17 protein-coding genes are annotated in these 23,472 nt (G+C 41.4%); 9 read left to right on the forward strand and 8 right to left on the reverse strand.

The window, feature by feature from the left end:
- Window positions 1–92: 92 nt before the first annotated feature.
- Both ACL6C3_RS14175 and ACL6C3_RS14180 read right to left on the reverse strand, forming a co-directional pair.
- Window positions 93–509, reverse strand: a complete 417-nt coding sequence (locus ACL6C3_RS14175; RefSeq protein ID WP_413167838.1) for a DUF2225 domain-containing protein — start codon at window positions 507–509, stop codon at window positions 93–95.
- Between the two features lie 448 nt (window positions 510–957).
- Complete coding sequence (locus ACL6C3_RS14180; protein ID WP_413167839.1) at window positions 958–1,221, reverse strand: hypothetical protein; 264 nt, start codon at window positions 1,219–1,221, stop codon at window positions 958–960.
- A gap of 58 nt (window positions 1,222–1,279) precedes the next feature.
- On the opposite strand from ACL6C3_RS14180, the gene ACL6C3_RS14185 reads away from it, so the two are divergent.
- Entirely contained in the window at window positions 1,280–1,567 is a 288-nt protein-coding gene (locus tag ACL6C3_RS14185) for a hypothetical protein (RefSeq protein ID WP_413167841.1), read from the forward strand.
- Window positions 1,568–2,128: 561 nt separating this feature from the next.
- Here the strand turns inward: ACL6C3_RS14185 and ACL6C3_RS14190 are convergent.
- On the reverse strand, window positions 2,129–3,679 hold the full coding sequence (locus ACL6C3_RS14190) for an efflux RND transporter periplasmic adaptor subunit (protein ID WP_413167842.1): 1,551 nt from the start codon (window positions 3,677–3,679) through the stop codon (window positions 2,129–2,131).
- 37 nt (window positions 3,680–3,716) lie between these two features.
- Entirely contained in the window at window positions 3,717–5,228 is a 1,512-nt protein-coding gene (locus ACL6C3_RS14195; RefSeq protein WP_413167843.1) for a hypothetical protein, read from the reverse strand.
- 286 nt (window positions 5,229–5,514) lie between these two features.
- Here ACL6C3_RS14195 and ACL6C3_RS14200 point away from each other — a divergent pair, with 286 nt between their 5' ends.
- Both ACL6C3_RS14200 and ACL6C3_RS14205 read left to right on the forward strand, forming a co-directional pair.
- Window positions 5,515–5,934: an element excision factor XisH family protein gene (locus ACL6C3_RS14200; RefSeq protein WP_413167844.1), complete on the forward strand. Its 420-nt coding sequence runs from the start codon at window positions 5,515–5,517 to the stop codon at window positions 5,932–5,934.
- Window positions 5,919–6,251 (forward strand): XisI protein, encoded by a 333-nt coding sequence (locus ACL6C3_RS14205; RefSeq protein ID WP_413167845.1) that lies wholly within the window; start codon window positions 5,919–5,921, stop codon window positions 6,249–6,251. Before ACL6C3_RS14200 ends, ACL6C3_RS14205 begins: the two co-directional genes overlap by 16 nt.
- 77 nt (window positions 6,252–6,328) lie before the next feature.
- Here the strand turns inward: ACL6C3_RS14205 and ACL6C3_RS14210 are convergent, their stop codons facing one another.
- Window positions 6,329–6,946 carry a GNAT family N-acetyltransferase gene (locus ACL6C3_RS14210; RefSeq protein ID WP_413167846.1) on the reverse strand — a complete coding sequence of 206 codons (618 nt, stop codon included), beginning with the start codon at window positions 6,944–6,946 and terminating at the stop codon, window positions 6,329–6,331.
- 217 nt (window positions 6,947–7,163) lie between these two features.
- Window positions 7,164–14,036 (reverse strand): S8 family serine peptidase, encoded by a 6,873-nt coding sequence (locus ACL6C3_RS14215; protein WP_413167848.1) that lies wholly within the window; start codon window positions 14,034–14,036, stop codon window positions 7,164–7,166.
- A 419-nt stretch (window positions 14,037–14,455) separates the two neighbouring features.
- On the opposite strand from ACL6C3_RS14215, the gene ACL6C3_RS14220 reads away from it, so the two are divergent.
- On the forward strand, window positions 14,456–14,602 hold the full coding sequence (locus ACL6C3_RS14220; RefSeq protein ID WP_413167849.1) for a hypothetical protein: 147 nt from the start codon (window positions 14,456–14,458) through the stop codon (window positions 14,600–14,602).
- Between the two features lie 102 nt (window positions 14,603–14,704).
- Here the strand turns inward: ACL6C3_RS14220 and ACL6C3_RS14225 are convergent, their stop codons facing one another.
- Window positions 14,705–14,851, reverse strand: a complete 147-nt coding sequence (locus tag ACL6C3_RS14225; protein ID WP_413167850.1) for a hypothetical protein — start codon at window positions 14,849–14,851, stop codon at window positions 14,705–14,707.
- Between the two features lie 452 nt (window positions 14,852–15,303).
- On the opposite strand from ACL6C3_RS14225, the gene ACL6C3_RS14230 reads away from it, so the two are divergent.
- The 5 genes from ACL6C3_RS14230 (at window position 15,304) to ACL6C3_RS14250 (ending at window position 18,480) form a co-directional block, all read left to right on the forward strand.
- Window positions 15,304–16,050, forward strand: coding sequence for a transposase family protein (locus ACL6C3_RS14230; protein WP_413167851.1), 747 nt, complete (start codon window positions 15,304–15,306; stop codon window positions 16,048–16,050).
- A gap of 1 nt (window position 16,051) precedes the next feature.
- Window positions 16,052–16,183 (forward strand): transposase, encoded by a 132-nt coding sequence (locus tag ACL6C3_RS14235; protein WP_413167852.1) that lies wholly within the window; start codon window positions 16,052–16,054, stop codon window positions 16,181–16,183.
- A gap of 32 nt (window positions 16,184–16,215) precedes the next feature.
- A complete protein-coding gene (locus tag ACL6C3_RS14240; protein WP_413167853.1) occupies window positions 16,216–16,485 on the forward strand; it encodes a transposase in 270 nt (89 codons plus the stop codon).
- Window positions 16,469–16,627 (forward strand): transposase, encoded by a 159-nt coding sequence (locus ACL6C3_RS14245; RefSeq protein ID WP_413168328.1) that lies wholly within the window; start codon window positions 16,469–16,471, stop codon window positions 16,625–16,627. Before ACL6C3_RS14240 ends, ACL6C3_RS14245 begins: the two co-directional genes overlap by 17 nt.
- Before the next feature lie 446 nt (window positions 16,628–17,073).
- Entirely contained in the window at window positions 17,074–18,480 is a 1,407-nt protein-coding gene (locus ACL6C3_RS14250) for a cytochrome P450 (RefSeq protein WP_413167854.1), read from the forward strand.
- A gap of 424 nt (window positions 18,481–18,904) precedes the next feature.
- On the opposite strand, the gene ACL6C3_RS14255 is transcribed toward ACL6C3_RS14250, so the two are convergent.
- Window positions 18,905–23,353 (reverse strand): CHAT domain-containing protein, encoded by a 4,449-nt coding sequence (locus ACL6C3_RS14255; RefSeq protein WP_413167856.1) that lies wholly within the window; start codon window positions 23,351–23,353, stop codon window positions 18,905–18,907.
- Window positions 23,354–23,472 lie beyond the last annotated feature (119 nt).

The following is a 23,472-nucleotide window of genomic DNA, read 5'->3' on the forward strand; positions in this document are numbered from 1 at the left end:
CGATCGCAATAGCTTCTCGTTCGGCTGAGTCTAAATTAGTTAACTTTTGAGGTTCTTCTCCATTTTGTGAGGGTATAGGTGGGATAGTTGGATTACCAACAATCAGAACATTTTCTGCTGCTCTTTGGTTTTCTTGCATCCCTACAATTTTCTCTCGTTGCTGGCGAGTGAATTGCTGATTCATACTCACCTTGATCGTAATAAGCTTTCCCAATATAAAAAAGTATTATACCTTCTTGCAGACGGTTAGGAATCTTTCGAGCAATACTCAGTGCTTGCTGATAATATTCCAATGCTTGTGGATATTGTTCCTGTTCCCGATAAACAAATGCAATATTAATCAAGCTAGTCAATATCTCTTTGTAGTCTTCAATATCTTGATGAATTACTAACGCTTGTTGGAAGAAAGTAAGTGCTTGATCATATTTCTGCTGATCATAATAAATCCGCCCAATTCTATTCAGAGTATAACCCTCAGAAGGACGATGACCTGTCTGTTGAGCTAGCATTAGCGCTCGCTATTGGGATATTGATTAATTCCAACTAACAATGCTAATTAATGTTTATATCTCCAGCTTGCGCTTCTATTGAACCCAGATTTATATCAATTCCAGCTTGAATAATACTATTGCTAAACATTTCAAAATTTCCTGCATTAATATTAATATCAATGATTTAATCTTAAAAAGATGATCTGATTATAAAACAAAATCTCTCGAATTAGGAATGGCTGACAACGCTCGCCGAAAACTCTTGTAGCCTCTAGAATCAAAAACAACCATTTAAATCGCAGCTTTTTTAAATTATCGAGCAAAACACCAACTGTAGCTTTCGCGAGATAGAGACCAAAAAGAACAATATTTTAACAGGCTAAAGCTTAAAAATATTTACCGGGCTTAATTTGACTCTATCTCATTTTATAGGTTTGGGTTGATTTCCCTGAATTGTTAATTAAACCTAAAATAAAAACACATTAAAACTAATAACTAAATCGCCAGAGTTGACACCCGGAATAAATGCAATCAAGTCATTTTGGTAATAAATTCCGGCACCTCCAACATCATTTAAAAATATGTCGAGGGGAGCCGGGATGAGATTGCTAAAAAAGTCATTTTCACTGATAGTAATGAAATCCTCATCGATGTTAAAATCGGCTATGAAAGCATAGTCCGCATCTCCTGAACCCACATAGTAAGATAAAGAATCATTGCCGTTCGTCAATGATCATCTATAAAATTAATAGTGAAGATGGAACTTGGGGGAATATTTAAAACATTCAATGATTCACGGACAATTTCGAGAAGATGGCGGTTTGATGTTTGAAGTCGGTTTGGTTACTTCCGATGGAGAAATATTAACAACCGATGTACTTTTAGATACGGGATTTACCGCAGGTTATTTAGCCATTGATAAGCAAGATCTTGAAGCCTTCGACTGGGAATTAAGCGAATCAGACGTGATGATTCCGATAGCCCAAGGAAAGGGTCGGTTTGATATTTACGATGGTCAAATTATTTTGATGGTAGACAGTTTGCTATCATTTTATTTTTTGTTTGATTCCGGGTAAACGTCGGTAATGTTGTCTATATATTTCAGACTTACATACTTCTATGTTTGGTTTTTTGACTTGTTCTAATGCTTGCATTAGTTGGTCATGTTATCCTTAAACCATTGCTCAAGATTTGGGTTAATTTTCTTCCACATAACTCCATGATAGGATGGACGCTTACATTCAATAACTATTATTACGATGCCAATTAATAGCCCTGTTCCCACAGCATAATGCTTAATTCATACATTAATCCAACGAGGCAGATTAATACATATAAAGAAGCCCAAATTAATTCAGGTATTCGGGAAACTCTAAATACATTGCAAAATAAAAAGAATTGAATAGCCGAACCCAAAATCATTAAAGATAATCTTTCATGTACTGACCACAAGCGAAAGCTTAACAAAGCAATACAGATGGCAAAACCTGTATCTACAATAGAAAGTCGAAACCCTGGACTAAATTTTGCAGTCATTCTATTTATGGATAACGAATCTTTAACGACTTTATCCCTGATTTATTATTTAATTCTACAATTGTTTGTTTGATTTTGTTGTAAGATTAAAGGATGTCGGCTTACAGTTTCCACCAGGGAAATAACTTAAAGAACTCCCGCGAAACTTTCTGATAAACCCGCAATTGAGGAGTTTGAATGTGGGCGACTCCTTCCAACCCCGGTTGCAGTTGGCGGTCATCATTATCAATTGTAATCCGAATTTGCAACACCGAGTTTTGTCCCGACTCGTCAGATTTAATCACGGGTTGAATATCTTCTATTTTAGCTTGATATTGGTCTACCGTCGCCTGACGGGGTTTGAACGTTACGGGTAAGCTTTGATGAATTAAATCAATTTCCTCCTGTTGAATTTCCACCAACCCGGTTAAACTCGATAAATTAACAACGTTCAAAATTTCCCGTCCCGCTTCTAACGTTTGGTTGTTCAATAAATCCAAGTCCGCTGTTGTAATTGTACCGGATACTGTAGCTTTAATTGCCAATTGTTGCTGCTGTTGTTCCAAACGGTTTAATTCAGCTTCCTGCTGGGATAATAAATACTGTTTGTCCGCAGTTTCCGCCAGCGACGCTTCCACTTCCCTCTGTGCCGATATTCGTTCAATAGTTTTTTGTTTGACGAAGTTTTCCGCCTCTTCCAACTGTTCTTCTAAGCTTTCAATAACTTCGTTAACTCCCTCCGACTTAACAGCTATTTGCTGTTGGCGTTGATTAATTAACTGTTGGGTTTGTAAAATCTGGTTCTGCTTTTGGTTGATTTTTTGTCGGTGAGTTTCTATCGAATTTTCTTCCCGTTTTATTTGAGTTTTTAACTCGGAAGCTTTCACTTCTAAATTCATCAATTCTGGAGAAGCCGAACCAATTAATCCTTCATCAACTAATCCCTGTCGCTTTTCTAAAGCCGACTCGACAATTTCTAACTGTTCGTTCAATCCTTCAATATTATTCTCGATTCCAACGAGTTCATTTTCCAAAGCCGCCCTTTCATTTTCCAGTCCCAATATTTGATTTTCAATCCCTCTGATTTCGCTTTCGATTCCTGCTTGTTCCTTCTCTATCGCCCGAATTCTAGCGGCTCCCGAAGAAAACTGTGCTTGGTTCAATTCCTGCCGTTTGCTGTTCCTTTGTTCTTGGGCAATTGATTCCAAACTCTTGGCAACTTCCAGGCGGGTTTGAGCCAACATTAACTGCTGTTGGGCAGAATTAACTGCGGTTTTTGCTTCCGCAATTCTTTGAGCGATTCCCGCTTTTTTATCCTGCAAATCCGAACTCGAAACCGTTGCTAAAACATCTCCGGGTTTTACGGTTTGATTTGAACGGACGTGCAGGGTTAATGTTCCCGTTTCCGGCATCGTAACCGATTGACGTTCGCCGACGGTTGATGTAATAATTGTTGAGCCGCTGATAGAATGGTTGACGGGAATCATTCCAATTCCACCCAGTCCCAATATTACAATTCCCCCAACTATCCATTGCGTTGGAAAGGTGGATTTTTTGGGTGTTTGTTCGACGGGATTTTGAACGGGTTTATCTTGGGGTTTGGCTTGTTCTGGAACCGTCGGCGGAACAACTTTAAGACGGGGTTGGGAGGAGTTTTGGGGTGTAGAAGTCATGGGAGTTAAACCGATAAACAACAAAAATAAGTAACAATTAGGATTTGGGTTCGGGTAGAATGGAATAAATTCCCCAAACGAGCAGTAAAATTAAACTCAGGGTGGGAATATTGGTAAATGACCAATCTGCAACTCGCACCAACAGAAATCCAAACACAAAGTAGATATATGCCAAGCTCAAGGGTGCGTAACAGGCTAAAATTAATGTGTCCCGTCGATTTTCTAAGTTGGGTTTTCCCGTGAAAAATTTTTGGTACAATTTAAAGGAACGGCTTCTGAGGTTGTTAATTCCGGTTGTAGCCGAAGCCAGATAGTAGCCGTCAAAACGCGCCAAAGGGTTGAGGTTCAACGCGACGGTAAATAAAGCCGCAGCCATCAATAAATAACTCGCCGTGTGTAGCCAACTGTTCGGGTTTGACCAATTCCACAGCAGCAATGCGATCGCCGCCATGATAAACTGTACTATAACCCCGGCTGCTATCACCAAAACCCGTTGATATCGTTTCACCAAACAGTAACTATCGGTGGTGTTGGTATAAGCCGCAGGCATAAACATCATAATTAACAGCCCAATTTCGGGTACAATACCGCCATAATTTTTTAACGTGAAAGCGTGTCCGAGTTCGTGAAGGGTAACAACACCCATTGCTAACAGTCCAAAAGGAATTAATAGAGAACCTCCCGCATTGCTTAACAGTTGAAGTCCCGTGTAAAGAATTTCATCTTTTTGGGAATAGCCCACAGTGGCGGAAGTCACCAGAAATATTATCAGGAGAAAAGCGGCGGGTTGAGTCCATATCCACCGCAGTTTGTCGATATGTTGGCTTAACCATTTGTCGGGGTTAAACAGGGGAATGCGAAAGAATAATAACTGCATGGGGTTGAACTTGCGTTTGGGGGGTTTTGGGGGTGAGGTTCCCTCCAACATTGCAGTTACCGTTAGTTTTTGCAGCAGCAGTTTGATGTGAGTTTGAGAAACACAAAATTCCGCAGCGACAACCGAAACGGGTTGATATTTGAGTTGGTCTATAATGGTTTTGTCTTGCTGTCCGACTTGCAGAAATTTAACGTCTTCGGGGTTGCGAAGTATCCAATAACCTTCGGGATGTTCTATCCAGTGAACGCAGTTTTTGAGTTTGAGTAAAATTTTTTCTGTATTCTCCCCCTTTTTTAAGGGGGGTTGGGGGGGATATTCTTTTTCATTCTCCCCCTTTTTTAAAGTTGAGTTATTGGGATATTCTTCCCCGTTATCCCAAGCTAAAATTTGCAGTTCTATCAATTTTTGTAGAAGCTTCGATACAAAATCTTCGGGGAGATGATTGAATTGTTTTTGACAGGCTTTTTGAACCTGTGGGATTGTAAATTTTCCGGTAAAGTACCGCAGTGCAAAACCTTCTTCGGGGGTTAACTGATGAGTGATTGAACTGTTTTTGGCTTTGAGAATGATGGAGTTGGAGGCTTTGGTTTGGGTCAATTTCCAATAAGGCGTTAAGTCGGGTAAGATTAACTCGGACTCATCGGAGTGAACCCTTTGGCCGTTTGATTTCATGGTGAATAAGTAGATGCCTTATGTTTATTTTATTCGCAAGTCAAAGAATTTATCAATCCGTAATGTTAACGATATTTGCAACTCAATAATTTCCGGTTTCGGTAAAAATACTGATGATTTAGGGGTAATAGTTTTTGATGGCAAAGTCAGATTAATAATATTGTCGGCGATTTTTGGATACAGAACGATACGGAATATACTGTCCGAGTCCTTTTTGAGCGGGGAAATGCGGCTGTAAAAACTTGAATTATGTTAGAGTGAACTGGCACTTAATCACAGTTAATGAATGCCTCGACTCGATCTTTATCATAACGTTGTCAGAGCCGCTTTGGTCAAAGATGGTTGGACAATCACTCACGATCCGTTTACAATTGAATTTGAGGATCTGACAGTTTATGCCGATTTGGGTGCCGAAAAAATGATCGCGGCTCAAAAATCCGGGGAAAAAATCGCCGTTGAGATCAAAGTATTTCGGAGTCCTTCACCCGTTACCGAGTTGGAACGGGCTATTGGTCAGTATTATTTGTATTTAACATTTATTAACCAGCAAGAACCCGATCGCAATCTTTATCTTGCAGTTCCCAAGCGGACTTACGATAACTTTTTTCAGCGTCCGTCAATTCAAATGTTTCTTAAAGAGCGTCAAATTACTTTTTTTGTTTTCAATCCAGAACGGGAGGAAATTGTCAAATGGATCGTCAAGTAGAGTCTTATCAAGCGATCGCACAAGAAATTATTAACGATTACGCCCGTTATCAACCCAGTCTGGGGGAAATCGAGTTGCGGGTGATCGCCGATGGCGACAGTTATTTGCTGATTAGTTTTGGGTGGAATGGCGATCGGCGGGTTCACAGTACAATTATACATTTACGAATTGTAGATGGAAAGTTTTGGATCGAACGAGATGAAACGGAGGAGGGCGTTACCCAAGATTTACTCGAACGCAATGTTCCTAAGTCGGATATTGTTTTGGCTTTTTATCATCCCGAAGATCGGAAGTTGACCGAATTTGCGAGCGCTTAGTTTGAGGGCTTGATTGTTGACAATAAAATTAAAAAAGGTTTGAAATTGAAAAAAAAATTCGTAAATTATCGGTTTGCTTATGTGGTATTCTCGGGGTATTTGATACCAACTAAGCGCTCATTATCGATAGGATTTTCTTGATTATGTTCGTTTATTTTTTCCATGACGGGTAGCATTTTAAATCCTAAACTTTGGTAAAATTTCGGAATGTAAGCATAGTTGGGGTTGTTGGTTGTCCTCAATACATAGGCGACAGAAGAATCAAAGTGAGAGAACAGGGTTTGGAACAGTTGTCTGGCGATTCCTCGGCGGCGGAATTTTGGATCGACACCTAGAGAGGCGACATATTGATGTTTGTCCAGACTGAGTTGAGTTTTTTGGGTGAAAAATTCTGGAGTTAAACAAATTTTTTCACCTTGATAATAGACCCAAGTATCGATGAATGAAAGTTCGCCAATGTTTTTTGTTTTGATTAGGGGTAGGGTGGCGACAAAGCCTATGGGTATACCCGTTTCATAAGCCAAGTATAGAACTCCTTGATTGACGTACTTGTGAAAATAATAGTTGACTTTTTCTCGTGTGATAATTTCGCTGAACGGTGGGACTGAAAAACAGTCGTAAATGGTTTGATAAAAGCCGGAGTCTAAAGCTTCGTTTATAGTGTCAACCGATTGAATTGGTTTGATGTTTGACAAAATCAGACCCCTCGGTTTGGGTTTGCTAATGAATGATTTTGAGAGGAAATATGTAGGGGCGATTCGCGAATTACCCCTACATTGGAGAATGGTTGAGATGCGATCACATTTTGGTAAGATTGAGAATAACACGAAGGTGATCGCTCTTTGGGAAAAATAGCGATGGCACTTTAGAGAAAAATGCGATCGTTCTCGTCAAAAATCACAGAAAAATTAGTTAAGCATTAGGAACTCGAATATATCGAGTAGGAGAACTCGCCGGAATTGTTCTGACCCAGTGTAATGTTCCTGTACCCCCGGCATCCCAATTTGTCCGGTAGTGGGACTCAGAAATTGTAATGGTTCCATTGGGGTGGACCGTTTCAACTACAGCGACATGATTCTGACCGTTAGCTGTCCATTGGGCAATATCACCGACTTGGGGAGATGAAACAATTCGGGAACCATTAGACATCTGATTATGCCATTGATTAGCATTGCCAGACATGGTTCGTAAGGCAGCCGGACTTTTACCTATTTCTAAAAGACGACCGTGAGCATACCAAGTACAATTACCTTCTGTATAGCCTCGCCCACCAACAAGACTAGATCCGTACATCGATTGAGCAAAAATGTTACCAGTCGTATAGAATTGAGGACGATTTCTGAAGTATTGGGCTGGTTGGCGATTGAGTAGGGGATTTCCGCTACTTCCACCATCAGGCTCCTTGCCTTCACTGACATAATAAGCTGCAACATAGCCAACTGTATTTCCAACCTTGACCTTATACCAGTCTGTCCGATTGCCAGGATAGTAAGGCTGGCCAGTGACTTTCTCGAGTATGGTCAACTTAGTGCCATTAGGCAAAGTTGATATTTTGGCTTGATTGGTACTCGGATCGCGACGTAAATTTAGACCGATACTAGAATTGACATATCCCGTCTTAGTCGAACTACCTCCACTGTTGGGAAGGTTTAACTTCCACTGATGGAAAGAGTTACCCGGTATGGGATTGGGGTGCATATATATGTGATTACCATTAGCACCACCTGAATCCAAGGCACGCCCCGTAGCTTTGTTAACAATAAGATAAGCATCACCCACTTTCTGGAGCTTCCAAAGTTGGTAAGAATTGTTCTTTTGAGGATCGGGATGTGCATAAGGTAGTTTTCCGCCATCTCCGCCCCCATCTAAGGCTTTCCCCGTAGCTTTGTTGATGATCATGTAATAATTACCGACCTTCTCAAATCCCCATTGGTGATACTCATTCTTAGAATTAGGCGATGAATGAGGATAAACAGAATTATTTTTGCCACCTGCATCTAGTGCTTTGCCTGTTGCCTTACTCACGACTGTCGAGAACTTTAACCCAGGAAAACGCTTAAGATTTCGGTCTCGCAACCACTGTGCTGAAGCAGATAGGGTTCGTTGACGTCCATCAACCGTTCCCGTGTTAAATAACGCCTTGCGATTCGAGGAATACACAACCAAATTACCATCGCCTTGAATAGCGAAATATGCACCTTTATTACCTGCGGTATTCGTTGCCCAAACTGGCTTACCACGATCATAAAGTACAACATTTCCATCAGTTTGTACTGAAAATCGATCAGCATTTGTGCCATGTGTTCCCGTCGCCCAAATTGCTTTTCCTTTCCGGTCATACAACACTAAGTTTCCATCTGTCTGAAACTTAAATTTATAACCTGTAGATGTAACCCATTCTTGACCTCGCCGGAAATCTAAGTTAGTGCCTCCAGGCTTAAGATTAAAAGAGGTTTGTGTTGGTTTACTAGAAGACTTGACATCAACATAGTAAGCCGCCACGTAGCCAGTCTTACCGTTGACCTCAATCTGATACCAGTCATTGCGAGAGCCAGTACCAGGGTTATAAGTTCCTCCCGTAACTGATTTCAAAATCTTGAGTGGTGTCCCTTTGGGCAAATTACCGATAATACTGGCACCAACAAAAGAACCAGAACGGAAGTTTAAGGGCAATGAACCAACCTTAGAATTGACAACACCCGATGTTGAGGATGGAGTCGGTTTAGGCGTGGTGGGATTGCTTGGCGGGGGAGTAGAACCTGTTACTTTACCCGTGAAGAATTTTTCAATTCCACGCGCCACAGCAGTAGCGGCTTTTTCAACGTTAGCACGGCTCATCCCAGGAGCGTCGATAAACAGAGATTCAACCAAAACCGCAGGAACATTGGTAGGAGCATTACGCAAAACGGAGAAATCTGCTTTCTTTGTGCCTCGGTTGGGAATAACGCGATCAGGGAAGATTGCATCTAACTCACTGTTAATCGCTTGGGCAAGTTGAGCATCTTTAGCAGGGGCGTTTGGATGAGAATAAACTTCGTGACCTTGAGCATTTTTGTTAAAAGCATTTTGGTGCAGCGAAACGAAAATATCATGTCCCGCAGCCCGTTGACCGATTTGTGCCAAAGATAAGGGTTCATCTAAAACCTTAACTTCTGCACCTAGCTGCCGTAAATGATTGGCAATCAGCTTCGCTTGATGTAAGTTCTCAGTCGCTTCGGTTGTACCATAACCAACAGCACCCGGATCGAATCCTGTATTAGTAATACCGTGACCGGGATCGAGGATAATTTTCTTTCCAGCTAAGGTTTTTACACTTTGAGTTGGTGTTCTTTGAGGCGTAGCATTAACAGAAGTTCCGGTTCCTTGTTGTGGTGCTTTTGAATTGAGAGTTTTATTAGCACTGTTGTAGAACTTCTCAAACATCTCTTTGAGGAAGTTTGACCACGAAGAACTCTGTAAATTCCCAAAAGGTTTCAAGAAATTATTCAGGGCTGCTTGTTTAACAGTATCGGAACTGGGTTGAGGAGTTGGCTGAGGTTGGGGTTGAGGTTGAGGCTGAGGAGTTGGCTGAGGTTGCGGTTGTGGATGGGGGTCATTTCCGGGTAAATAAATGGCTTGACCTATAGATAATCGTGACGCCTCTGCACTTGTAAATGGTGTTTTTCCTGCCGGATCTTTAGTGATTTCTGTCCAACGAGATCCATTGCCTAACTCACGCTGTGCAATTCCCCACAGTGTATCCCCCGCTTTCATTTCGTAACGGTAACGAACCGCACGTTCGGTTGGGGTAACTTTTCCCTCTCCACTCCAAGTGGTCGGAACAACTTGTAAATCGGGGTTATATTCTTCGGGTTTTGTTACCTTCGCCAAATGAATTGCAGCAGCAATATTGAGTAAACCCGCCCCCGTTTCAACATCCGGGTTGGCATCTTGAAGATCCGTCGCCGTTGCTTTGATAATATCAATAACTTGGCGATAATTTAACTCGGGATTGGCCGCCCAAACTTGAGAAATAGCACCTGTAACTTTAGCGGTGGCGACAGAAGTTCCATCCATTGCCCCAATACCATCGCCAACAGTAGAAATCACCGGATTCTCTAACGTTCCACTATCGGCAACAATGTCTAAACCGTTGCCATAGTTAGAATATTCCGCACGGTCAAATCCTTGCCAAACAGAAGTTTTACCATCGATTTTTTGGGCAGAACCAACGGTAATAATGTTATCAAACTGTTGGGAAGCTTGCCCCAAAGCAGACATCACGCCGCCCTCATTTCCGGCCGCAACCGCAACCAAAACATTATTTTGACGGGCGTACTCTAACGCCGCCATTTCTAGGGGTGTAAATTCGTAGCGGGTGGTGACATTTCCTTCCGCATCAATTTGGGTTAAATCTAAACTCAAATTAACCACCGCATTGGGTTGACCCGACTCCACCGCCGCATCGACAAACTCAACCAAAGATTCCGCCCAACGTCCCGAACCTATCGCCCGTCCCGCCCAAATTGGGGCGTTATTGTTAATCCCATCGATGCCAATTCCGTTATCCTGTTTAGCCGCAATTAATCCCAAAATATGGGTGCCGTGTTCGTTGCCTTCTCCGGGTGTTAAAGTGGGGTCGGAATCGCCGTCTACTTTGTCGCTTCCCCAGGTAATTCGAGAGTAGTCAATATCGGGATTATTCCCGCTAAATCCCGTGTCAATTATTCCAATTAATGGTTGATTTTCCGCAGGGAATTCAAAGTCAACGGGCGGTTCAACGGTTGCGGGAAGAACGGGTTGGGTAACTAATTGAGTTTCCAGTTGTTCGATTAACTGTAAGGTTGTCGAACTCACCGGAGGATTTGGATTGAATTCGGATTGAGTTTTCAAACGGTCGGTCAACTGTTCCAATTGTTGAATTAAATTGCTGTTAACGGGGGTTTCTGAAAGGGTTTGATTTTGTAAATTATAGGTCAGGTTTTCTAAGCGACTAACCAGAATAGCCGTTGGAGATTCAGAAGTTGATGTTGGCGAAGCTTCCGACCAATTATTTTCAACGTCTTCAAATTCAGTTGCATAAACGGGTAAAGTTGAAGTTTCGGAACTATTATCGACATCAACCAATTCCGTTTCTTCGGATTTTTCAACCCCAGAATTCTCTAAATTATCCTCAACCGCAACAGTTTCAGACTGTTCAAGTTCTGCAATTAAGGAAACTTCAGAAGTTTCCTGAAGTTCTGTTTCTTCTAATTCCGGTGAGAATTCTTCGGTAAGGATAGTTTCTAAATTGTTTTCGGTTTCCTCAACAGTTGAATTTTCAGAATTATCGACGATTTCAATAACTTCGGATTCTTCAGGTTCTTCTACAGTACGAGTGGATAAGTTTTCCTCAACAACAGGATTTTCGGAAAGATTTTCAATTTCAACAGCTTCGGATTCTTCAGCTTCCCCTACAACCGAAGTTTCTGAATTATCGACAATTTCAATAACTTCGGATTCTTTAGGTTCTTCAACCGTTAAATTTTCTGAACTTTCATCGATAACTGTTGGTTCGGTTGGGGAAGTAGAAGTTTCTGAATTATCCTCAATTTCAATAACTTCGGATTCTTCAGTTTCCTCTACAATAGAAGTCTCTAAATTGTCTTCTATTTCGGTAACAACAGATTCTTCAGTTTGTTGAAGGATGGGAGTGTTCTCACTCTCTTCGATTTCAATAACTGATAATTCTTCAGTTTCCTCTACAACAGCAGTAGATAAGTTCTCCTCAACTTCGGTTTCTTCTAACTCCGGTGAGGATTCTTCAACAACAGGAGTGTCTCCACTATTTTGGATTTCAACAACTTCGGATTCCTCAACAATAGGATTCTCTAAGTTATCTTCTATTGTAATAACTTCGGATTCTTCAGTTTCCTCAACAATGGAAGATACTAAACTCTCCTCAACCTCAATTTGTTCTGACTCCGTTGCGGTTGATTCTCCGATAGAAGCTTCTAAATTATCTACAATTTCAACAACAACAGATTCCTCAACAACGGGATTTTCTGAGTTATCTTCGATTTCAACAACTTCGGATTCTTCGACTTCCAATTCACTAGATTCTACTAATTCAGTAGATTCGTTTAGAGATGCTTCCTCCTCTAAAACTTCGACAATTTCATCATCGATGACTTCGGTTTCTACAACTTCAGAATTGGATACCTCCTCATCAATTTCAACTTCGGTTTCAGATTCTCCCTCATCGAGTAAACCTTCCAAATCAGTCAGGAGATTTGATAAATTATTTTCAATTTCAACAATCGGTTCATCCGGTGTAATATAAGGTTGAGCATATTCAATCAATGCTTGACCCATATCAGAAGAACGCCAATCTTTATTCGGATTGATAACTTCATCTAAATGAACCGCTTCTCCGCTTGCTCCCCGCACCTGAAAGATGATATCATTGTAGTCGCGATCGCTAGAATCATCTACTCGCCAATCTTCAAAGACAAAAGTATTTCCATCTCCGGTAACATCCGCAATTTGTCCGAGTTGAAAACCATCTTCGGGATTGGCAGTTGACAGTGAAAATAAAGGTCGAATACTTTCTTCTGCGTTGGGATTATCGAAGACTTGCTGCACTTTTCCATTGGGAACCAACATCACAGCAAATTTATCCCCCGGACGCATATTAAAGGTTTTTACACCCAAATATTCTCCCCGGTTAAAATCGGTTTCTCCACCCAATCCCCCGCTAAATTTTGCACCTTCGTTTCCATCAGAAATTACAACATGACCGAGTTCAGAATCGCTCAACGCTCGATTAGCCGCTTCTTTGATAAACTCTTCTAAACTTAGGTCTAATTCCTCCATTCCTTCCAAACTGAAGATAGCGAGTTCACCCCGTCCAAATCCTCCGCCATCAAACAAATAATCAATTCCGATTTCCCCGGTTTCTCCAACAGTAAAGATACCGGAATCAAAGTTAAAGTCAACGGGAGAACTGACGATTTCTTCGATAATTTCGCCGTTGCTATCGGTTTCGTTTTCGCTTTCGTTTACTGTATCGGTGTTGTTAGAGTTTTCTGTTTCAGAATAAGTCGATGATTCGGTTTCTTCTATTGATTCATCTACTTCTGATTCTGTAGTTATTTCTGCGTCTTCTGCTTCAGATTCTTCTAAAGTTGACTCATCAGAAATTTCTTCAAGTTCGGATGCAGTTTCTTCTGTTGGAGATTCTTCTAAGCTTGAAACTTCGGATGTTTCTTCGGATGAGTATACAGTTTCGTTTTGATTTTCGGTTGAACTCTCCTCAACTTCTGGTGAAGATTCCAAGTCTGATGAGGATTCTTCGTTAAGTTCAAGTGAGGTATTTAAAGTTGTTTCTGTTATTTCTGTTTCGGAATTTTCAGGTTTTTCTGATGAAGATTCGGTGTCGTCGGATGTAATTTCTTCGTTAGATTCTGCCAAATTTTCCTCGGAAGTCTCAGAATTATCTTCGATTTCTAATTCTTCGAGTTCGGTAACAAAAGGAATTTCAACTTCATCACCTTCATCAAGGTTAGAAACTTCGACGGGGGTTAAATCTTCTTCCGATTGGGTTTCAACCTCCGAGTTAAGTTCGCTTTCAATTTCATCCAATAATTCACTCTCAATAATAATGGGGTCAGGACTGTCATCTCCTCCATCGACCAAACCACTCGGGGTCAGTATCGGTTCCAAGATAAACGTTTCTTGGGAGGGAAGTTTTTTAGATTGAGACTGAAAACCCGATGCGGGTTGACGTTTACTGGAAGAACCGAGCAATTTTGTGAATAAACCCATAAAAATTTAGCACACCCTATAGGTGAGTAGTAGTAGTACCCTGTTGCTATTTCACCCCTTTGTTAGAAGACCCAGAACTTTCAATCAGATGCTCAAATACAATATCTGTTGGGAATTTTTTAGTTGTTAGAATTCCATTAACTTTATTTAAGCATATTTTCCGCAAAAATAGCACCGTATATTTAGGGATTTTTAAAGTTTTTTAACTGCCGGTAAATTTACGGAGTTTAACCGATTTTTTAGCTTGATAAAATTTATGAATAACTCAATTCATTAGTTGGACGCACTCAAAACTACCTCGAGTATTTTATTTTAACAAAAAGTTTTTTATATAAAAAAATATTGATTTAATTTACCATCTCAAATCACTTCAAGTTTTGATAGCATACTTAAAGCATACCCAATCAATTCAAGGTGCTATGGTTACAAAAAATATCAGAGCCGTTACCTACCTGCCACCGGAGTACCACCAAAAACTCAAGGACTATGCCAAACGGAAAAATTTAACCGAAAGCGGTGCCTTAGTTGAAATCGTCAAACATTTCTTTGCGAATAAAGTGAACTAAGTAATCGTGAACTAATTGATAGCAATCTTCGGGATTTTGAGGAATCTTTAAAACCAAACCCGAATTGACTAGCAGCGTTAAAATCAAATCTAACCTATCCGATTATATGTCAATAAACTCCTTAAGTTCAGAACGGGTTTTTAAAGGACGGGTATTGTTTTCATCGGTTAATAAATATAAAGCTAATTTGGCAAAACGTTCATTTTCTGAACCACAATCTTTGACAACATCTTCTAGAAAACGCCCCACAATGATTGAATCTCCAGATACTCCTGCAACTGTTCGAGGTTGCGCCTGACGCTTCAATCTTCATCTTCTCAAAAGTGAGGAGAGTTAATGATTATTCTAGGGTTAATTGGAGAGGAGAATTTATAAATAACGGTAAGAGATTTAGATGAGACGAAAAGTTTTTAAGATCGGGACTGAGAGACTATTCCCCAAGAGTCAACTTTACACAATACTCTTTGATGTAAACAACATTCATTTAGATTTTGAAGCGCAGAATGCAGACTGAGTGTGGACTGTAAGTTTCACAAATATGTTGTCATAAAAATCAAGAGTGGGATACTGGTTTGAGCGAGTATAATTGGAACACCAATCTCAAACCACCTCTGCACTTAAGTTGATTAAAAAAGATACAATATCGGTTCTTCGGTACTTGTTATGCTAAACTATTAGTAAGTTTTGTAAAACTACTAAGTATGAAACGAGAGCTAACTAAAATTCTTAATCTACCTGGAATAATAGTTAAATCTAAAAAAGAGATTGAAAAAACTCTGATTTTAGAGGTAGAAGCCAGCTCAAACACAGCTTGCTGTCCAGGTTGTCAAAAAGTGAGTAATCGTCTTCACCAAAACCACTGGCATTTGGTTAAAGACATGGCTTGGGCTGAAAAAGAAGTATTTTTAAGAGTAAATCGACGACAGTTCAAATGTGATTATTGTTTAAAGCCCTTCAGTGAGGAGTTGAGCTTTGTCAAGAAAAGACAAAAATACACGAAAAGATATGCTCGATTAGTTACTGAAGAAGTGATTAATAGTAACTTACTAAATGTAGCGAAGAGACATAACTTAACTGAAGAAGAAGTTGACCGTTCACGGGATGTAAAATCCCGTGCTTGCGGTCAACTCGATTCCCGAGTAGAATCAATGATTAATCAAGTGAGTCGAGAGATTTTTCCAATTAGTTTGAAGAACTTAAAAAGGTTAGGAATAGATGAGATTACCTTAGTCAAGGGACAAGGCAAATTTATTATAGTGTTAGTTGATTTAGATACAGGGAAATTAATTGGATTAATCCCAGAAAGAAAAGCTAAAACCTTGGAAAAATATCTAACATCTTGGGAAGAAGATATTTTAAATCAAATAGAAGAAGTCATCCGTTCACCGGATTTAAAATCCGGGGAAGCGCGGATGACTCGATTCCCGAGTAAGTATGGATATGTATAAGATGTATAAAACCGTTATAGAAAAGCTTTGCCCACAAGCTGTAATCACTGTGGATAGGTTTCATGTAACGAAGCTATTACATCAAGAATTGAATTCAGGAAGAATTGAGCAAAAAAAAGTGCTGAGTCTCTGAAAGCTAAAGAAAGGGAAAAACTATTTACTAATTTGAAAGGTAGTAAGTACATTTTATTGAAAAGAAAAGAGAATTTAAAAGAAGAACAGAAAGAAAAACTAGATACTCTCATAAAAGCCTCAGCATTACTGGCAGCAATGCACGAGCTTAAAGAAGAGTTTACAACGAGATTTGACTGTAGTAAAAATTTAGGAGAGGGAACTCTTAAGCTACTCGAATGGATGGTTAAGGCTAAACCATTTTTTCCGAAGTTTGTTTGCACTCTCAAAAAATGGTTTGTCGAAATTGTGGGTCCGGTTTGAAAAAAAGACTACTAATGCTGTTGTTGAAGTAATTAACAATCGATTGAAAGTATTAAAACGTTGTGGATTCGGGTTTAGAAATTTTGAGAATTTTAAGATCATAGCATTATTGTTTTGGCATCTAGGTAATAATTTAGCATAACAAGTACCGAAGAACCGGAAATGAAACAAGAAAACTCAGAATGCGTTTAGTTCTTTATCGAAATAAACATATTCCTTGGAACTATTCTAAATTTTTGAATTATGGAACAGAACGCTTGTTCTTGAAGCGGATGGAAAATAGGTATCAATTCATTCACGATTTGTTAAATAAACACTTTGCAAATCAATATTGATTGGCTAGGAATTAGTCAAAGAAGGTTGCACATTCGATGAAGATTGGGGAAAAATACTAATACCACTCCCTTCAAATCAATAAATCGTCTAAACACCAGTCCCGACAACTCGAATCTTCCGGTCTTGCTTACCCCGTTTGAACAATACGACTCAGACTGTCCTTTGGAGGCTCACAGAGTAACAGTGAGGGAAATTTTGGTACTGTTAGGGATGAATAGGTTTCAAGTTAGCAAAGATGGGTCAGGTGAAATTATGGAGCAGCAGAAGGGTGAAGTCACAATTGTCTCCGATGGACAAGCTACGCCAGCAGGAATTCTTACACCACCGAGGGAAGGGAGGTGGTACGACACATTTAGTTATATCGCCAATCCCGAACGATTTTGTCGCCAGAATCTAGAAAAATATGGAGCAATTTTCAATACAAGTGTTTTTGGCGGTACAACCATCTTCGTTGGTTCGTCTGGGGCAATTCAAATGGTCTTTAACGGAGACTCCAAATATACCGAAATTGCCTTACCGGAAACGACGATGGATATGTTTGGCGAGTACAGTCTGTTTCAACATCCCGAGCTACACAGAGAACGTAAAAGTGCCTTAAAGCCCGGACTTACTGGTCGAATTTTGGAAGGATACATACCTCGGATTAATCAAATCATTATAGATGGCCTGAGCAATTGGAGTGATGGCGTCAAAGTATCGCTCTACCCGGCAGTTGAAACAATTTGTTTTCAGGTACTCGTTCCTCTATTGTTAGGAGTTAATTTAGATGAGATTAACCCCAAAAGTTTTGAGGGATTGCCTTTATCAAACTCTCGCGAACTAAAATCGCTTTACAAGACTTATTTTGATGGTTTCTATGGGTTGTGGAAATGGAAATCTCCTTTGACTGCCTACGGCAGAGGACTGAAAGCCCGAGCCAAATTGCTGGAGTTTATGCGAGCGGTGATTCGGCGACGGCGAGCATCCCAGGAACCAATCAATCCCGAAGCCAATTTCCTCTCGATGATGCTGGCTACTCAGCAGCAAAACCCCGACGGGATTTTCAGTGATGCTCTCATCGAAAACCAATGTCTGTTGCAGTTATGGGCATCCCATTATGAAATTTCTGGGCTTGTATCTTCCCTAATCTATCAGTTAGGAAGGTTTCCACAGGTATTGGCTCAACTACGGTCTGAGCAGGTAAAGATAACGGGTGAGCCAAGTCAGTTGAATACCCTTCTACCGGAGCAGTTGAAGCAAATGGTGTTTTTAGAAGCGGTAATCAAAGAGACTCTGCGAACCTTGCCTCCTAGCTCTACAGCTAATCGTCGTCTTACCAAATCCGTAGTTTTAGATGGAATGCTTTATGCCAAAGGCTGTACTATTATTGCCGAACCGCGATTGGCTCATATCATGCCGGAACACTTTCACCAACCAGAGATGTTTGCTCCCGAGCGTTTTCTACCTCCACGAAATGAGGGAAGGATGTATGAGTTTATTCCTTTTGGTGGCGGCGTACACGCCTGCTTGGGAGCGCAGATGGCAATGACGATTACGAAGATATTTGCCAGTCATTTCATCTATTTGTTTGACTGGCAACTGACGGGTGAAGCTTCTTTTGTGCAGTTTCCTCTGAAGAAAATCAAGAATAATTACCAAATTCTTCTTCAAAAGCGTTAATTCCATTGATGGTTTGGTCGTCAATGTGTTAAATGGAGTTGGAGCCAATGATTGTTTTATTTAATGAAGGACTGCACTCGGTCTAGTCATTAGCCTTCGTAAACTGCAAACACCCCTGCAAGTCCTATTGTCTACCGAAAGCCCCGTTTAATAAAGTTCTCATCGAACCAACAGACAACATTGGTTTCACTCCTTCGTTCAAGATGAAACTCCTCTAACCAGACAATACCGCAAGAATTGAACGCTTTTAAACTTAAATCATCAACTTATTCTAACTGGAGTTTAACCCCTGAAACTCTTAATCTTGTCTTGACAAAAACAACCACGTTCCGACTTCAAGATTCTCCTCTATTTAATAGTATAGCTCAAGCCAACGAAGTTGTTAATATTGGGTTGAATGTTGGGTTTCGTTCCCCAACCCAACCTACTGAGGTTGAGAATTCCATTCCCCCTGAAACACAAACGGCGCCCAAAAGAAAGGTGCATTATAATTATCAGACTGAATCATTTCTAACTGAACTTCTCGCATCGCTGTGGCGGGATTTGAACCTGTTTCTAATATTTTTCGATAATAATTTTGCATAAATTCCGAAGTCGAATTATCAGCAACCGCCCACAAACTCACCACAATTCGTTCCGCACCGGCATACATAAATCCCCTCGTTAAACTCACCAATCCTTCGCCCCGAATATCCCGACCGACTCCCGTTTGACAGGCACTTAATACCACCAAATCGGCGGAAAGGGTTAAGTTAAAGATATCATTTAATTGTAAAAATCCGGGTTTTTCTGTTCCTTGTTCATCGTAGAGAGAAAACACCAATCCTGATAATTCCGGTTGGGTTTCATTTAAGAGTCCGTGGGTGGCAAAATGAACGATTTGATATTGACTTAAATTGGAGTCGGTTGCGGTTTGACGGTTAGCATTAAAATCTAAGGATAATTGTTCTAAATTATCGGGAACTAACGCTAAAATTGCTTCGGCTTCTTGTCGAGTGTGTTGTAAACGACCAAAAGATTTACCCAGAAAATTTTCTAGAGATTGTCTTAATACGATTGTATTAACATTATTTGTTTCGGTTTTTGTTGATGATGCAATTTGAAAACGGGGGTCATTTTCTTCAAAAACGGGGTCAGCAATAACAGCAACTTTTTTCGGGGCGGGTGTTCGTCCTTGAACTTGTTCTCTGAGAATTGCTAAACTGGAAGCGGAAGGCAATGTGATAATTTCATGTTGAACAATTAACGGTGTGTAACTCCTATTTTGACTTACTTTGATCCCCCCTTCCCCCCTTAAAAAGGGGGGTGAGAAAGAGGTTGGGGGAGAGGTCGAATTACCCCCCTCAGTCCCCCCTAAAAGTCGGGAAGAATTATCATTTTGACCCCCCTCAATCCCCCCTGAAAGGAGGGAAGAATTATCGGTTTTCTGACTCCTCTCGCCTTCTAGGAGAGGGGTTGGGGGAGAGGTCGAATTACCCCCCTCAATCCCCCCTGAAAGGAGGGAAGAATTATCGGTTTTCTGACTCCCCTCGCCTTGTAGGAGAGGGGTTGGGGGAGAGGTCGAATTACCCCCCTCAGTCCCCCCTGAAAGGAGGGAAAAATTATCCGTTTCCCTCTCCTCGTAGGAGAGGGTTAGGGAGAGGTCGGGAGAGGTCGAATTACTGGCAGAGGTCAACGGTAACGCCGCAAACGGAACGGTTTGTAAAATCCCATCCCCAACGATCGCTAACCGTTTATTTCCCAACTGATTAATAACCGGAGATAATAAAACTTGACTCAACTTTTCACCCGAGGGCGGAACCACAGCTAGAGATTGAATTTCTTCTAAAAAAGAGGTTGCTAACGCTTCTATTTCCTCACGTTTGGGGAGTTGATAACTTTTAACTTCCGTTGTACTGACCAACCATAAAAAACTGCGTTCGGTTCCCAACGAATACACTAATAAAACCGTCTCATCATCGAGAACTTGTTGTTGAATTTCCGAGGCGGTTAAGGGTTCGGGATAGTTTAAATTGGCATATTGGGGACTATTGCGTTTAATTTCAACTTCTAGGGCTTGTAACTCACGCCGAACCGCTTCAATTTCTTGCTTTAATTCCTCAAAATCTCTTTCCCCTGGATTGAGTTGTCGAGATTGGTCTAACGCAGTCAATCGTTGCAGTAATCTCTGTTCTTCTGCCAGCAATTGCGGGTCAACCCCTTGTTTAATATCCGCCCCCGACTCCGCCAAAATATCTAATAAACTTCTCGCCCGACCCCGTTCGCTGGCGTGTAACGCTTTGGTATCATAGCCTTGATTGGGGTTTTGTTCGTGCAACTCCATCAATAAATCAATATAAAATTCATAATAACCATAAACGGTAGAAAAGTAGGTTGTTCGTAGGTCTTGACTAATAATTTTGGTGCGGAGTTCTTCAATGATATTAATCGCTGATTCTATATCGGTTAAGGCTTCGGTGAGATTGCCTTGACTACGTTTGAGGATGGCAAAACTAAAAAGAGCGAGTGCTTCCTGTGCCTTATCCCCTAGTTGTCGCGTTAAAGGAAGAGATTGGTTGAGGTAATCGAGTGCCTGTTGTTTGTATCCTAAATTCGAGTAGACATAGCCAATATTGTAGAGAGTTCTCGCTTCCCCCGCCTTATCCCCCACCTGTCGCGATAAAGGAAGAGATTGGTTGAGGTAATCGAGTGCCTGTTGTTTGTCTCCTAAATCCGAGTAGACAAGGCTAATATTGTTGAGAGTTCTCGCTTCCCCCGCCTTATCCCCCACCTGTCGCAAGAGGGCAAGGGATTGGTTGTAGTATTCGAGCGCCTTCTGTTTGTTTCCCAAATCCGAGTAGACAAGGCCAATATTGCCGAGAGTGGCGGCTTCCCCCGCTTTATCCCCCACCTGTCGGCTTAAAGGAAGGGATTGGTTGTAGTATTCGAGCGCCTGCTGTTTGTCTCCCAAAGCAGAGTAGACACCGCCGATACCGTTGAGAGTGTTAGCTTCCCCCGCCTTATTCCCCACCTGTCGGAATAGAGGAAGGGATTGGTTGTAGTAATCGAGGGCGGTTTGTTTGTCGCCTAAATCTGAGTAGACCAAGCCAATATTGTGGAGAGTGTTAGCTTCCCCCGCCTTATCCCCCACCTGTCGCGATAAAGGAAGGGATTGGTTGAAGAAATCGAGGGCAGTTTGTTTGTCTCCCAAAGCAGAGTAGACACCGCCAATATTGTTGAGAGTGGTCGCTTCCCCTGCAATATGTCCCACCTGTCGGCTTAGGGGAAGGGATTGGTTATAGTAGTCGAGTGCCTGCTGTTTGTTTCCCAAAGCAGAGTAGACACCGCCAATATTGTTGAGAGTGGCGGCTTCGCCCGCTTTATTCCCCACCTGTCGCTCTAGGGCAAGGGATTGGTTGTAGTATTCGAGCGCCTGCTGTTTGTCTCCCAAAGCATCGTAGACAAGGCCAATATTGTTGAGGGTGGTGGCTTCCCCCGCCTTATCCCCCACCTGTCGCGATAAAGGAAGGGATTGGTTGTAGTATTCGAGGGCAAGTTGTTTGTCTCCTAACGAGTCATGGATTGTACCCAGTCCTAACAAACTAAGCGCTTGTCCTTCCAAGTTTCCCGCTTGCCGATAAAGTTGTAGTGCCTTTTCCCAAACTACAATTGCCTGTTGATAAGATTCTGCTGTCCCTTGTTGAAACAGTTCAACTCCCTGCTGCAATAATCTATCTGCTTCTACATTGGGGTCTGTAGAGTTATTTTTTCCGAGATCTCTAATAAGAGCAAGAACTATACCTTCCCCCCTTAGATTCCCCAGTTGTCGCCATAGGGAAAGAGATTGATTGTAATAATCGAGAGCCTTTTGGTTGTCTCCCAAATCTGAGTAGATTCTACCCAGTCCTGACAAACTAGCAGCTTGTCCTTGCAAGTTTCCCGCTTGCTGATAAAGTTGTAGTGCCTTTTCTAAAGCTACAATTGCCTGTTGATAAGATTCTGCTGTCCCTTGTTGAAACAGTTCAACTCCCTGCTGCAATAATCTATCTGCTTCTACATTGGGGTCTGTAGAGTTATTTTTTCCGAGATCTCTAATAAGAGCAAGAACTATACCTTCCCCCCTTAGATTCCCCAGTTGTCGCCATAGGGAAAGAGATTGATTGTAATAATCGAGTGCTTGTTGTTTGTCTCCCAAAGCATCGTAGACAAGGCCAATATTGCTGAGGGTGGTCGCTTCTCCCGCTTTATCCCCCACCTGTCGCCTTAAAGGAAGGGATTGGTTGTAGAAGTCGAGTGCTGTTTGTTTTTCTCCTAAAACATCGTAGACACGGCCAATATTGTTGAGAGTGACCGCTTCCCCCGCCTTATCCCCCACCTGTCGCCATAGGGGAAGGGACTGGTTGTAGTAATTGAGTGCCTGTTGAAAGTCTCCCAAATCTGAGTAGATAAGCCCAATATTGTTGAGAGTGGTCGCTTCCCTCGCCTTATCCCCCACCTGTCGCCATATAGGAAGGGATTGGTTGTAGTAATTGAGTGCCTGTTGAAAGTCTCCCAAATCACCAGAAATTGTACCCAGTCCTAACAAACTTAAAGCTTGTCCTTCTAAGTTTCCGGCTTGCTGATAAAGTTGTAATGCCTTTTCCAAAACAGCAATTGCTTGTTTATGAGATTCTGCTGTCCCTTGTTGAAAAAGTTCAAGTCCCTGCTGCGATAATCTTTCTGCTTCTACATTGGGGTCTGTTTGGGCGATGACTTCTCCCCGATTAAGGACTGTGGGTAGGGTTAACAAAGGGAAACCCAAGTTCAACAGAAAGATGCTGTTAACGCTGAGAATAGATAGCCACTGTTGGGGTAGACGCATGGATGGAATTTCCTCACCGCAAGAACCACTCATAAACAATATATCTCTGATGTTCGGGAGGTTATGCAATTGAGTTGTACCGCCATCAGTTTTGGAGACATCTCGTAGCCGATGTTTGGGTCGCGGGTTGCCATCTATAACTAACGTCTTTC

Source organism: Capilliphycus salinus ALCB114379 (assembly GCF_047276495.1).
In the GTDB taxonomy this organism is placed as follows: domain Bacteria; phylum Cyanobacteriota; class Cyanobacteriia; order Cyanobacteriales; family Microcoleaceae; genus Capilliphycus; species Capilliphycus salinus.